This is a genomic window from Pontibacter kalidii, assembly GCF_026278245.1.
Classification (GTDB): Bacteria; Bacteroidota; Bacteroidia; order Cytophagales; family Hymenobacteraceae; genus Pontibacter; species Pontibacter kalidii.
The window spans coordinates 458,544-471,910 of the sequence record NZ_CP111079.1 but is presented as its reverse complement, the minus strand read 5'-3'; the positions used below and the strand labels follow the sequence as shown (position 1 = coordinate 471,910).

9 protein-coding genes are annotated in these 13,367 nt (G+C 52.8%); 3 read left to right on the top strand and 6 right to left on the bottom strand.

Annotation, left to right across the window (positions count from 1 at the left end; translation table 11 throughout):
- Positions 1-74: 74 nt before the first annotated feature.
- Positions 75-1,373 (top strand): M20/M25/M40 family metallo-hydrolase, encoded by a 1,299-nt coding sequence (locus tag OH144_RS02035; protein WP_266204617.1) that lies wholly within the window; start codon positions 75-77, stop codon positions 1,371-1,373.
- A 161-nt stretch (positions 1,374-1,534) separates the two neighbouring features.
- Positions 1,535-2,248 (top strand): SIMPL domain-containing protein, encoded by a 714-nt coding sequence (locus OH144_RS02030; RefSeq protein ID WP_266204616.1) that lies wholly within the window; start codon positions 1,535-1,537, stop codon positions 2,246-2,248.
- Positions 2,249-2,451: 203 nt separating this feature from the next.
- Here OH144_RS02030 and OH144_RS02025 read toward each other — a convergent pair whose 3' ends face one another.
- Entirely contained in the window at positions 2,452-3,306 is an 855-nt protein-coding gene (locus tag OH144_RS02025) for an SDR family oxidoreductase (RefSeq protein WP_323134772.1), read from the bottom strand.
- A gap of 79 nt (positions 3,307-3,385) precedes the next feature.
- The gene (locus OH144_RS02020) at positions 3,386-4,246 is read right to left on the bottom strand and encodes an endonuclease/exonuclease/phosphatase family protein (protein ID WP_266204615.1); all 861 of its coding nucleotides are present in this window, start codon (positions 4,244-4,246) and stop codon (positions 3,386-3,388) included.
- A gap of 197 nt (positions 4,247-4,443) precedes the next feature.
- Here OH144_RS02020 and priA point away from each other — a divergent pair, with 197 nt between their 5' ends.
- Entirely contained in the window at positions 4,444-6,975 is a 2,532-nt protein-coding gene (gene priA / locus OH144_RS02015; RefSeq protein WP_266204614.1) for a replication restart helicase PriA, read from the top strand.
- 376 nt (positions 6,976-7,351) lie between these two features.
- On the opposite strand, the gene OH144_RS02010 is transcribed toward priA, so the two are convergent.
- From OH144_RS02010 to OH144_RS01995, 4 genes are all read right to left on the bottom strand, one after another.
- Positions 7,352-7,534 (bottom strand): hypothetical protein, encoded by a 183-nt coding sequence (locus OH144_RS02010; protein ID WP_266204613.1) that lies wholly within the window; start codon positions 7,532-7,534, stop codon positions 7,352-7,354.
- Between the two features lie 150 nt (positions 7,535-7,684).
- A complete protein-coding gene (locus OH144_RS02005) occupies positions 7,685-9,130 on the bottom strand; it encodes an SLC13 family permease (RefSeq protein ID WP_266204612.1) in 1,446 nt (481 codons plus the stop codon).
- A gap of 79 nt (positions 9,131-9,209) precedes the next feature.
- A complete protein-coding gene (locus OH144_RS02000; RefSeq protein WP_266204611.1) occupies positions 9,210-9,743 on the bottom strand; it encodes a DinB family protein in 534 nt (177 codons plus the stop codon).
- Positions 9,744-10,498: 755 nt separating this feature from the next.
- On the bottom strand, positions 10,499-13,060 hold the full coding sequence (locus OH144_RS01995; protein WP_266204610.1) for a M14 family metallopeptidase: 2,562 nt from the start codon (positions 13,058-13,060) through the stop codon (positions 10,499-10,501).
- Positions 13,061-13,367 lie beyond the last annotated feature (307 nt).

Sequence of the window (13,367 nt, the reverse complement as noted above, 5' to 3'; positions counted from 1 at the left end):
TGTTTTGCTAAGGCGTTGCCTGCCTCCGCTGACAATATGCTCATTATTTTCCCAGAATCCATAGACGCTACCCCATGAAACTAAAATTTACCGCACTAGCTTTTGCCTGCGGCCTTTTCACTGCTGCCTCAGCGCAGCAGGTAAGCACCATCACCCAGAATGAGGTTACCCGTATTGTCTCCACTCTCAGCGATGATGACATGCAGGGCCGCGCCTCCTTTACACCCGGCATCGAAAAAGCTGCCAAATTTATTCAGGCGGAGTTCCAGCGCATCGGCCTGCAGCCGCTCCCCGGTGAGGACGACCACCTGCAGACCTTTAGCGTGTACCGCATCTCCCCGGATGAAAAAGAGGCCAAGCTTAACGGCAAAAAGATAAAACCGGAAAGTATGTTTGCCATCACCGAGAAAGAAGAGGTAGAGTGGAAGCACAAGGGCAAGCAGAAGGTGGTGACCATAGGGGAGAACGATGACTTTCGGGCAGTGCTGCGCGAGCTGAATAACAGTACCGAGGATGTGCTGGTGCTGGTGCACCCCAAGCATGAGGAAATCTTTAGCCGCTATCAGCACTACATGGGCCGTGGCAGCGTGAAGCAGCAACTTGTCGAGGAAGGCAGCAAGGTGTTCATACTCACAGACCAGTTGCAGGCCAAAAAGTACAAACTGGAGGTGGAGAACAAAATAGAGCAGCTGCAGCTGACCAACGTGGGCGGCATGATTGAGGGCAAGCGCAAAGATGAGTTTGTGGTGTTCTCGGGCCACTACGACCACATCGGCGTCCAGCCCGCTGTGGAGGGCGACAGCATTGCCAACGGCGCCGACGACGATGCCGCCGGCACCACCGCCATGATGTTACTGGCTGACTACTACAAAAAACAGCCGCAGCCGGAGCGCACCTTGTTATTTGTGGCCTTCACGGCTGAGGAAATGGGCGGCTTCGGGTCCAAGTACTTCTCCGAGCAACTTAACCCTGACCAGATCGTGGCCATGTTCAACATCGAAATGGTAGGCAAACCCTCTAAGTTCGGCCCGAACAGCGCTTACCTCACCGGCTTTGAACGCTCCAACCTGGGCCCGCTGATGCAGAAACGGCTGGAAGGCACCACCTACAGCATCCACCCCGACCCTTACCCCGAGCAGAACCTGTTCTACCGCTCCGACAACGCCACGCTGGCCCGCCTCGGTGTGCCGGCCCATACGATCTCTTCGGTGCAGATAGACCAGGATAAAACCTACCACACCGTGCACGACGAGCTCTCTCAGCTCAACATGGAGCACCTGACCAACATGATCCGCGCCATTGCTCTGGCCTCTGAGGGTGTGGTGAATGGCGAGGATACGCCTACGCGGGTAGATAAGACGCAGGTGCGGTAGTAACTCAGACATGACTTACTTAGCTAGCACCAACTTTTATAGCGCAGGCGTCTGCTTGTGCTGCTACAAAAGTAGTTCAGGCTCATAAACGGCAATTTTTAATAAAATCTAGCCATCAGAAATATCTTTGAAAGCCAAACACCTTACTAAGCACTGAACTCATGAATAAACTGTATTTTATCATAATCTATGCGATGCTTCAGTCCATTGTAAGCTTTGGGCAGACAAAGAATTTCATAGACCAGCCATTTATAGAGACAGCTGCATCGGTAGATACGCTGGTAACTCCTGATGAAATTTACCTGAACATCTTGATCAATGAAAAAGATACAAAAGGTAAAAGTTCTGTTGAGGAATTAGAGTCCAAAATGGAAGAAACACTCCAAAAGCTGGGAATTAATACAGCTAAAAACCTCGTGCTAAATGACCTGGGGAGTAATTTCAAAAAATATTTTCTTAAAGGGCAAGATGTTCTGAAGACCAAAGTTTACTCATTGAAAGTTAATGATGCACAAACAGCAGGCCTGGTTATTTTGGAGTTGGAGAAAATCGAAGTTTCCAATATTCACCTGGACCGAACTGAGTTCTCAGGTATGGACCAACTAAAGTTGGCGCTCAAATCCAAGGCAATTGCAAAAGCCAAAAAGCAGGCAGAATACTTAGTTTCCCCCTTAAACCAGAAAGTGGGAGCTGCTATCTATATTTCCGACCAAAGCAACAATGCCGTACAAAATGACCTTCAAGGGCGAGTTGCCGGAATTGTTGTCAGGGGTTACGGAACTTCAACTAAATCAGAGCCCAAACCAGCTGATATACAATTTGAAAAAATTAAAGTAGAGAGCAGTGTAAGCGTAAAGTTTAAACTGGAACAGTAACTCCCCGCACACAAGCGGATGCCTGCGCCAGATAAGCGGGTAAGCTCAGGCCTTGCAGTACGGTTGACGGACATCCCCTTATCACTTTCAGCTTCACCAATGGCTTAATCAAGTACAGAAACATAAAGAGCTACTAGAATAAGTAGCTCTTTGTGTTTCTGTACCTTCCCTGATAAGAAACCTATCAGGCTATACTTTGCTTTTTAGGCCCCTTTCAATGCATCCGCCACTGCAGCGGATAAAGGCGTGGTGGGGCGGCCAATTAACCTGGAAAGCTGGCGACTATCATCATACAAGGCATCATGCGAGGCGGCCACGTCCCAGCCGGCAATGGCCTGCGCCAGCCCCTCGGGCAAGCCAAAGCTGGTAAGGGCAGCTGCATAGTCCGCCTCCGGCAGGTTCTTGTAGGGGATATCTTTGCCAGTCTGCCTAGAGATCTCTGCGGCCAGGTCGCTGAGCGTGAAAGCCTCATCTCCGGCAAGCTCGTATACTTTACCCTGGTGCCCCTCACCGGTTAAAACAGCAACGGCCGCATCAGCAAAATCGGCACGGGTGGCGGCAGAAATCTTGCCTTCGCCTGCGCTGCCAATAAACGCGCCGCCTGCCAGTGCTCCTTGAATGGAGCCTGTGTAGTTCTCGGTGTACCAACCGTTCCGGAGGAGTGTGTAGGGAATACCTGAATCTTTCAGCGCCGCTTCCGTTACCCGGTGCTCCTCTGCCAGACTAACCGAAGAAGTATCCGCATGAAGTAAACTTGTGTAAACAATCCACCTCACTCCAGATTTTTTCGCAGCTTCTATCACGTTTTGATGCTGCTCGGCGCGCTTTCCTACCTCGCTTCCCGAAATCAGCAACAGCGTGTCTATTCCTTTCAATGCGTTCTCCAGCGTCTCGGGTTTTTCGTAGTCGGCTTCGCGCGCTTCCACGCCAAGGTCGGAAGCCTTCTGTGGTGAACGCACAAGTGCGACAATATTATCTGAGGATACTTTTTCCTTGAGCTTGTCTACAACCAGGCGGCCCAGTTGCCCTGTAGCTCCAGTGATACCAATCTTCATCATTTACAAAAGTTTAGTTGTTCTTTAGGAAAACCCGGAACTCAAAGAAAAGTTAGAAGGATAAAAGTCAGAAGGCAGGCACCTACTTCTTCTTCACCTCATACCTTACTTCCGCAACCACCGGGAAGTGGTCGGAAGGGAACAGGCCATTGGCGTAAGTATCGGTCAAAATCCCGTACCTGGCGACTTTAAATTCAGGGCTAAGCCAGATGTGGTCGATGCGGCCGTCAGACTTTCGGGTGGCCTCAAAGCCATTGAAAGTACCGCGCGGCGCATAACGCATGGCGGTTGTCTCATAAGCGTCTTTCAGGTGGGAGGCTGTCAGAGTTTTATACTTCTCGTCGTGCTGATCAAAGTTGAAGTCTCCGAGAAGTATAACCGGTGCTTTTTTGGCAATCTCCTGCACCTTCTTTTGGATCAGCTTCACGCTCTCCTGGCGGGCTTTTTCGCCCCGATGGTCGAAGTGCACGTTGAAGAGGAAGAATTCAAAGCCCGAATGCTGATCTCTGAACTGGCCCCAGGTACACACGCGCGGAAAATCGGCATCCCAGCCTTTGCCCGGTTTCTCAGGGGTTTCAGAGAGCCAGAAATTGCCTTCTTTGAGTAGTTTATACTTGTCGTTCTTGTAAAAAACGGCCGCATACTCCCCCGCCTGCTTGCCATCATCGCGGCCCACGCCAATGTAGCCATAGGTCGGCAGCGCCTTTGCCATTCCCTCCAGCTGGTGGTGCTGTACCTCCTGCGTACCGAAAATATCGAAATCATGGAACTGCACCAGGTCAGCGATAACGGGCAAGCGTTTGCTCCAGGCATTGGTTGTATCGCTTTTGTTATCATACCGGATGTTGTAGGTGGCTACGCGCATGGTTTGGGTTTGGGCAAGTACAAAAGTGCTGCAAAACAGCAGCAGCAAACTGGCAAAGTATACCGTTTTAGTTATCATATAGATTCAGGTTTTAGTGAAAGTACAGGTTCATTTGGAGGTACTAAATCATCTACTGAAGATTTACCAAAGCTTAAGTTAAGTTTTTTACCCGCACCTGCCAAAGTATAAATCCGCCTCTCCTACTTCTCACTTTACCGCCTGCATACTTTCATCAAATTTTACGACCTTTGTACTTAGCTAAAGTATAAATACCCTTGTCTGAGCTACTGAACTTTAATTACCCCCCGGAGCCGGCCACAGACCGCGTTACGCTGTTTGCCGACGTGATTCTGCCCCTGCCCCTGCCCAAGCTGTACACCTACCGCATCCCTTACGAGATGAACGATGAGGTATCGGTGGGCGTGCGGGTGATTGTGCAGTTCGGGGCCAAAAAAGTGCTGAGCTGCATCGTGGCGGAGGTACACGAAAACGCCCCCGCCGATTACCAGGCCAAGTATATTCTGGATGTGCTCGACGACAAGCCCATCATCACGGCGCCGCAGCTCAAGCTTTTTAAGTGGATTGCCGATTACTACATGTGTACCCTGGGCGAGGTGATCAACGCCGCCCTGCCCTCTGCGCTAAAGCTCAGCAGCGAATCGCGGATACAGCTGCACCCGCACTACAATCCCGAGGAGGACGAGCTTATACTTGCCCCGCAGGAGGAGAAGATCATTTTTGCCTTGCAGAACAATCAGGCCCTCACGTTTACGGAGGTAGGTAACCTGCTGCAGCTCAAGAGTTACCACAAGTTCATCAAGTCGCTCATCCAAAAGGAGGCAATTATTATTTATGAGCAGGTAAGCGATAAGTTCTCGCCGAAGGTGGTGAAGAAAATCCGTATTACAGAGCACTTTGTGCAGGAGGAGGGCCTGCTGGAGGAGCTGTTCAACCAGCTCACGCCACAGCCCAAGCAACTCGACATCCTGCTCAACTACCTGCAGCTCGTACCCGTGCACCAGGATATCCACCTGAACTACCGGGGCATTGAGAAAAGCGCGCTCACTAACAACCCGCACCTGTCGGCCTCGTCCATCAATACACTTATTAAAAAGGGCGTGCTCGAGCAGTTCGACCAGATTGTGTCGCGCTTTCCGATGGAGCATGAAAACCAGCAGCTGCCCATGGCGCTGTCGGAGCACCAACTGCAGGCCAAGGACGAGATTCTGGGCTTGTTTAAAGAGAAGGAAACGGTGCTGCTGCATGGCGTAACGGGCAGCGGCAAAACCGAGGTATACATCGACCTGATCAAGCACGCCCTAGACAGCGGCGGACAGGTTTTATACTTGCTGCCCGAGATTGCCCTCACCGCCCAGATCGTGACGCGCCTGATGAAGGTGTTTGGCGACAAGCTGGGCATTTACCACTCCAAGTTCTCCGACAACGAGCGCGCCGAAGTATGGCAGGGCGTACTCTCAGGGCGTTTCCAGGTGGTGGTCGGCGTACGCTCCTCTATCTTTTTGCCTTTCCACGATTTGTCGCTGATTATTGTGGATGAGGAGCACGAGCCCAGCTACAAGCAGTACGACCCGGCCCCGCGCTACAACGCCCGCGAAACGGCGCTGATGATGGCGCACCTGCAGGGAGCTAAAACGCTCTTGGGCTCGGCCACGCCGTCTATCGAGAGTTACTACAACTGCAAGACCGGCCGCTGGGGGCTCGTCAGTATGACCAAGCGTTTCGGCGAGGCCAAACTGCCGGAGATAGAGCTGGTGGATACGCGCCGCGAGCAGCAGCGCAAGACCATGCACAGCCACTTCTCGGCCAAGTTATTAAACGAAATCGAGGAGCGGCTGAAGCGGCAGGAGCAGGTGATCCTGTTCCAGAACCGCCGTGGCTACGCTCCTTTCATCTCCTGCGACGAGTGCTCCTGGATCCCCAAGTGCAAGTTCTGCGCCGTGAGCCTCTCCTACCACAAGTATAACAACGAGCTGCGGTGCCACTACTGCGGCTACCACGAGCGCATGCCCCACGACTGCCCCGCCTGCGGTGCCACCACCCTCAGAAGTATGGGTTTCGGCACCGAGAAGGTGGAGGACGAGCTAAAACTCATGCTGCCCGAGGCCGAGGTACAGCGCATGGACCTGGACACGACCAAGAAGAAAAACAGCTATCAGCAGATCATCGCGGATTTTGAGAGCGGCCGCACCAACGTGCTGGTGGGCACCCAGATGGTCACCAAAGGCCTCGATTTTGAGCATGTGAGCCTGGTGGGGATATTGAATGCCGACACCATCATCAACTTCCCGGATTTCCGGGCGCATGAGCGGGCCTACCAGCTATTCGTGCAAGTAAGCGGGCGTGCCGGTAGAAAGGGCAAGCCGGGTTCGGTGATCATCCAGACCCGCGACCCGTTGCAGCCGATCTTCAACAAAGTGCTTAGTAATGATTACCAGACGCTCTACGAGCACGAGATAGAGGAGCGTATGCGCTTCGGTTACCCGCCATTTACGCGTATGATCCGCATCACGGTGAAGCATGTGGAGGAACGCACCGCCGAGAATGCAGCTATCGTGCTGGCCAAAGATTTGACCGACCGCATGGGCAAGCAGCAAGTGCTGGGGCCCGAGGTGCCGTATATCTTCAAGATAAGAAACCTGTTCCTGCAGGAGATCCATATAAAATTGCCGCGTGACACGACAAACCTTAAGTCTGCCAAGGGCCAGATCGCGCAAGCCATCTTTAACCTGAGGCTCTTACCGGATTTCAAAGGGATCAGGGTCGTGGCCGACGTGGACCCCATGTAAGTATAAAAAGCAGCTTCTGAGCAGGGCTGAATTTATTTTGAGGCTGCTGCGGGATAAATATATAGCTGAAGAACAGTTAAGAGATAAGTCCAAAACAACAGCTAGTACCCATTCCGGCCTCCTATCGGAAACAACACGCTATAGGACTGTACATGAGCTAGTTTAACAAGGATACCGGTGGCAAACCCTTACTATAAAAGAGATTGCTTGGCCATGCCGTACTAAAATATTTAAAAATATTTTTTCCAGGTCATAACCTTTTCCAAACCACCCGCGTAAATATAGATACCTTTGGCTAAAAGTTGAGAACCTGAAAGTCTGATTGTTCAGAAGGAACATTATAGACTTTCAGGTTTTTTCTTTCTATACTTCCCTTCTATTCCGGCTTGTCCTTCTTAAAGATCAGGAACAAATAAATTGCACCGAAAACCAGGAAAACCACCAGCAGGATCAGGTCCATGGTGGAGTAGTTTCCGGTGTATACCCTGTACCCGTTAAGTCCGGCAAAAACAAAACAGGCAATGGCCATGATAACTCTATAATACTTGCGGTTCTGCATGAGCTAAAAGTATGATTGTATAAGTGATGATATAAAGTTTGTGCGTGCCAGTGTGGGCAAACCAGTACAAAACTGACCTGCCACACCCGGATAAATGCCGGTTCGTACTTGCCAGAGGCTGTTAAGGCACCGGCGAAGCTGCACCTGCTATTACAGCGCCATGTAGAGCAGTATCCACGCAGAAATGAGCAGCGTACCAATTATATTCAGCAGCAAACCTGTGCGGGCCATCTGACTGATAGGCACCTCTTTACTGCCGTACACAATCGCGTTTGGCGGCGTGGCTACAGGCAGCATAAAGGCCATACTACAAGCCACCACCACGCCTAGCACCGGGTAAAGCAGCGGCAACTCCAAGCCGTGCAGCACCCCGATAATGATGGGCACAAACGTAATAGCAATGGCCGTGTTGGAGCTTACCTCCGTCAGCATCAGCACCAGGAATACCAGCGCCACCACCAGCAGCACCTGTTGCTCAGGGTCTATCATCGTGGTGATGCTGCGCCCGATCACATCGGCCAGGCCAGAGCTGACCACCAATTGCCCCAGCGCCATACCGCCGCCAAAGAGCAGAATAGTATCCCAGTCTATCTTTACCAGATCCTCGGCTGTCAGTGTACCCTGCCCCTTGTTTTCGTGGCCGGGCGGGATAAGAAACAGCAGCAAAGCAGCCAGCACCGCCACAGTACTCTCGGCAAAGTAGGTGCTCATGAACGTATAAGCCTCCTCCAGACCCATCAGGTTCAAGAAGCCCGGTGCCAGCCAAAGTATAACTGCCACCATAAACACGCCCATCGTAACCAGTTCTCCCTTGCTTAAGTTGTTTTCTTTCTGATGATGCTCGGCCACATACGCCTGTACCACCTGCCTGTTATAGACGCCCTTGCCCAGGAAATAGCGCATGTACAGCAACATAAAGCCATACATGCTCAGCGAGATGGGTAGCGCCAGGTACATCCACTGCAGAAAATCTATCCGGATGCCCTCCTGCGCCAGGTAATTCACACCGATCAGGTTAGGAGGAGAGCCAACGATGGTGCTGATTCCCCCGATGGAAGCGCTGTAGGCGACGCCCAACAGAAAGTATACCGCTGTGCTTTTCCCGTGCTCCTGGTGGCACACCAGCTTCGTAACGCCAAGCACGAGCGGCAGCAGCATGGCTACCGTCACTGAGTTGCTCACCCACATCGAGAGCACGAAGGAAATGCCCGAGAACCCCAGGAACAACCGGAACAAGCTCTGCTGAAAAAACGGGCGGGAAAGTATAAACAGGGCGATGTGCTTGTCCAGGCCGTGGCGCGTCATGGAGCGGGCCAGCAAAAAGCTGCCGATAAAGAGCAGGATGATCGGGTGGCCCAGGTTCTGAAAAGCCGTATTTATATCGGCTATACCCAGCATGACCGCCAGCAGCACGCCCAGAAAAGCCGTCATGGACAGCGGGATCACCTCTGTCATCCAGAACACGAGGCAGAATGACATGATGGTGGCCACCATGCGCGCCTCATAAGCCAGGGGGGGCGTAAACAGCCACACCAACAGCGCCAGCAGCGGTGCCAGCAGCATACCTACATTCCGACGGGTGAGGGCTATAGCCATACTTTAGCTGATGCAAGAGAAACATTCATACCTAAAGATATAGAAAAGCAGGACTATAGCAATGCCTTTATGGGTTGCCTCAGGCTTTCAGGTAGCGTTCGCGTATTATTTTCTGATGATGCACCTCGTGGCCCAGTATGACATAGCCCAGTGCCCGCACGCTCGACTCCACGCCATTGGCGGAGCCTCGCTGCTGCAGCGCCTCCTCATCAAAACTTTTAAATAACTCGATCGTGGCCGTGCGCAAAGAGGTATACTCTGCAATGATGGAGTTGATATCCCGCGTGTTGGCGCTGGAATGCTGCGCGTACAGGTTCTCATCAAAGCCAGGAAGCTCAGTTTTATCGTGGCGGGCAAAGCGCAGGGCACGGTAGGAGAAGATGCGTTCGGCGTCCATCATGTGTACCATCAGCTCCTTGATCGTCCATTTACCTGGTTCGTAGCGGTACTGCAGTTGCTCCTCTGTTAGCCCCTGCACCAAGCCGGTGATGAACACATAGCTCGCCGTCAGCCCCTCTATCAGGTCTTCGGCTTGCGCTTGCTGGATATAGTTGCCCATGTAGCCGGTATACTCAGCTGATGTGGGCGGTGTGATGATCTGTTGCGGTTGCATAGTTATACATCTGTAAGTATAGATGCTGTGCAAGTTAAGCATTTATACTATTATTGTGATAGGGAGGGATGGAGGTTCTCCTGCAAAGGTTTTCCCTGGCCCGCTATACTTGCTAACTGCTGTTTTCTGTAGCTTTACACGGGCTATACTTTCATACTGCTGCTTCCTATAACTTCAGGCAAGCTATACTTGTTAGCTGCTGCTAATCCTCAGTCTTGCAAACCTATCGTTCCATTTCTTGCTTTGGCTCCCTCCAGGCCGGGAGGCCTCGTCTTCCCGCATCGCGCTGTGTTCCCTCCTTGCCTCGCTTTCGCTCAGCATGCCCTTAGCGGGCACCGGATCTCACAAGGCGCTCAGCGGAAAGACTGGGATCAGATTCGATAGCCACGGCAATTTGTCCTCTCGACCTATGGGAGAGATCTCTTTAGAACTCCAGATAGATCTCTCGCCCTGCTCGAGAGGACAGGGAGTGTGGCAAGTATGATTCCCCTCCTTGGAGGGGCTGGGGGTGGGTTCACTCTTGTAGGGACAGGTCGCGACCTGTCCGCGCAATACCTTCAACAATGAAACTTGTACATCAGCCAAAGCAGTTACAGGCTCCCCTCCTGGGGTAGGGGCCCTCGAAAAAGCCAAGGAGGGGCAGGGATGGTTGGAACTGGCACTGCAGAAGCCTCTATCCCCCTAAACCCTGACCGATACAAAAAATCCCCTGCTCCTTACCAGAGCAGGGGATCTCTCCTGAATTTATACTTCTCCTACTGCCCTACCACGAAAACAGCATTGCCAAACATGAGCTTTCCGCCCTGCCAGAAGCCCCGGAAAAGCGGATTATCTGCCAGATACACGATCTGGCCACGGCCTAGTGGCTGCGTGCCAAGTATGAGGGCATCCTGCAGTTTCTCTTTCGCCCCCTGCCCCACGTAGCCGGCAGCGTAGTTGTTCTTCTTCAGCACGCCTACGTTCCAGCCATTCTCCATGAACTGAAACGTGTTTGCAGAGCGGATAAGGGCGAAATAGCTGTCGCCGTAGCCGAAGGCCAGCGGGTGGGTCTTGTCCAGGTCCACGCGGTATACGCTTCCCTGCACTTCGCTTTCCAGCGCCTCCCGCTCACGGTCGGCGTAGGTACGCAGGTTTTCGTATGGGTCTTTGGCATCACCATTGCCCTTCCCTTCTTTTTTCTCCTCGGCCTCCTCGCCTTTCTTCTTCAGCTCAAAACCTTTTTTACCGGCCAAAAAACCAGCGGCGCTTTCCAGGGCGATCAGCTTCCCGCCGCCGCGCACCCAATCCTGCACCTTCTCCAGCGTTTTCTCGTCCAGCACCTTGGTATAAGTGCCTGTGGGCAGAATCAGCACATCGAACTCCTGCAACGGTACCTGGCTAAAGTAGGAGGTGTTGAGCACCGTTACCGGGTAGTGTATCTGCTGCTCAAAGAAATGCCATATCTCCCCAAATCCGTAGGGTGATACTCCCTCCCCCGACAGCAACGCCACCTTTGGCATTTTCAGGTAACGCACGCTGCCTGAGCCAAAGTCAGCACCGGTGCTTACAAAACCGGTATTGGTGGCGGCAAGCTGCACGTCGTGTTGCTGCGCCAGCTCACGCACGCTGGTATCAAATGCATCGCCCAGGCGCTCGTTGCCGGTGCGGGTCATGATGAGTGTGCCGGCTTCGTACCTGGTGCCATCTATTTCGAACGGCAACTCGGCCATGCGCAGTTTTACGTTCTGCTGCATCAGCTGTGCGGCAAACTTCAGGTCCTGCACACTGTTCCAGCGGGCCAGGTAAGCGTAAGGCTTTTCTACGCTGATGGCAGCAGCGGCAGGCGCAGCAGGCGCTGTGGTGGTCATATCTACCCTACCCTTCACAGCATAGGCCTGTACCCCGTAGGCATAAGGCAGCGCCCAGGAGGTAATGTCGTAGGTCAGTGAGTCCTCCAGGGCAGACTTTGGCTCGAACAGCACCTTTACCAGCACCGATTTTGGCTGGTACATGCTAATGACCACATCCTGCGGTGCCAGTTCCACCCGCTCCGTTTTGCCATTGAGGTAGTTATATCCTCTCACAGCACCCTTTTTACCGGCATACCCATACTGTATCCCCTGCTGCGCCAGGTATTCAGTTAGTGCTTTCAGGTTGCCGGCACTGTTGGCGCTGCTCTTCAGCACAAAAGATTTGTACTCGCCCTCCGGGCTGCGCAGGCTGTTGTTGTAGTACTTCCGGAACTCCTGTTTTAGTTCATCGGCTTTCTCGGAAGTGGCCTTGATGGTAGCCTCGCTCGCCGCCACGTGATGCGCAATCCTTTCAGTCAGGGTCAGCGTATCGCCGTCCAATTTCTTGTAGGCCAAACCTGCCCGGCCGGAGCCCCCCTGCTCGTAAGTCATGCCGATGGCGCCGTTGTAGGTAGGCCAGGTATCGCCGTAGCTGGGGTAAAACAGGTCGAAGCTCTCGCGGGTAAAGTACAGCCAGTTGTTTTTATCGAAGTACTGGCGGTTGTACTCGCCGATGGTATTCTGGAACTGGCGCTGCCACGGGGTTATACTTTCATGGAAGGGCCTGGCGGCCGGAGAGAAATAGTAGGGCGACTCGGCTCCCATCTCATGAAAATCGGCGTGTACCTGTGGCAGCCAGTTGTTATACTTTGCCAACCGTTGCTGCGACTCCACCTGCGTTTGCCAGGCCCAGTCACGATTCAGGTCGAAATAGTAGTGGTTGGGCCTGCCGCCCGGCCACGGCTCCCAGTGCTCCCAGGCGTAGGGCGAGGCGTTGCCGCCCCGGTTAGAGGCTTGGTTGTACCACTGTACATAACGCTCACGCCCGTCGGGGTTCACCATCGGGTCAAGTATAACCACGGTATTCTGCAGCCACTGCCGGCTCTGCGCATTCTCCGGGTTCACCAGATCGTAGAGTACCTGCAGCACCGACTCCGAGCTGACCGACTCGTTGCCGTGCACGTTGTAACTGAGCCAGACGATGGCCGGCTGATTGCCCTGTATGCTTCCGCTCTGCAGATTGGCCTGGCGCAGGTTATTTTCCCGTATCTGCTCCAACCGCTGCAGGTTCTCGTCGGAGGCCACGTAAGCCAGCACCAGCGGGCGGTTCTCGTAGGTGCGGCCATACTCCTCCACTTTTATGCGGTTAGGGACTTGTGCAGCCAGGTAATTCACATAGTCCAGGATGCGGTTTTGGGTGGTAAACTGCTCGCCCAGCTCATAGCCCAGGAACTGCGCCGGCGATTGCAGTTGCTGCTGCGCCACGGCAGCCTGCATGCTTAGCAGCACCAGCCATAGAGCGGCAAAACGCTTTAGCGTGTATGTCATAATTTTTTTGTGGGTGAAGTTTTGATGGAGTCTCTAATTTTACACAATCTGCGCAAAAACGGTTAATATGGCAAATAAGCTATTATTACGAAGGCTTACCTGCACAGGTGTCGCTTTACAAACTTCAGATAAAATCAGGAAAGATGTTTAAACAAATGCAATTTTTCATACCTTTGTACCCGAAATCCATTTCGGGTTTCTTGCCGCCCTCCCACCTACTGAAAACAAAAGCCGTTGCTACGTATAAATAACGACAGGCACAAATCAGTAAAATCCCTTGCATCAGCAGCATACATACTACCAGTGG

What these genes read in the sequence shown, in the direction of transcription:
- OH144_RS02000 (WP_266204611.1), bottom strand. Translation starts at nt 9,743, where the DNA reads ATGCAACCGCAACAGATCATCACACCGCCCACATCAGCTGAGTATACC.
- OH144_RS02030 (WP_266204616.1), top strand. Translation starts at nt 1,535, where the DNA reads ATGAATAAACTGTATTTTATCATAATCTATGCGATGCTTCAGTCCATT.
- OH144_RS02035 (WP_266204617.1), top strand. Translation starts at nt 75, where the DNA reads ATGAAACTAAAATTTACCGCACTAGCTTTTGCCTGCGGCCTTTTCACT.
- OH144_RS02010 (WP_266204613.1), bottom strand. Translation starts at nt 7,534, where the DNA reads ATGCAGAACCGCAAGTATTATAGAGTTATCATGGCCATTGCCTGTTTT.
- OH144_RS02020 (WP_266204615.1), bottom strand. Translation starts at nt 4,246, where the DNA reads ATGATAACTAAAACGGTATACTTTGCCAGTTTGCTGCTGCTGTTTTGC.
- OH144_RS02025 (WP_323134772.1), bottom strand. Translation starts at nt 3,306, where the DNA reads ATGATGAAGATTGGTATCACTGGAGCTACAGGGCAACTGGGCCGCCTG.
- OH144_RS02005 (WP_266204612.1), bottom strand. Translation starts at nt 9,130, where the DNA reads ATGGCTATAGCCCTCACCCGTCGGAATGTAGGTATGCTGCTGGCACCG.
- OH144_RS01995 (WP_266204610.1), bottom strand. Translation starts at nt 13,060, where the DNA reads ATGACATACACGCTAAAGCGTTTTGCCGCTCTATGGCTGGTGCTGCTA.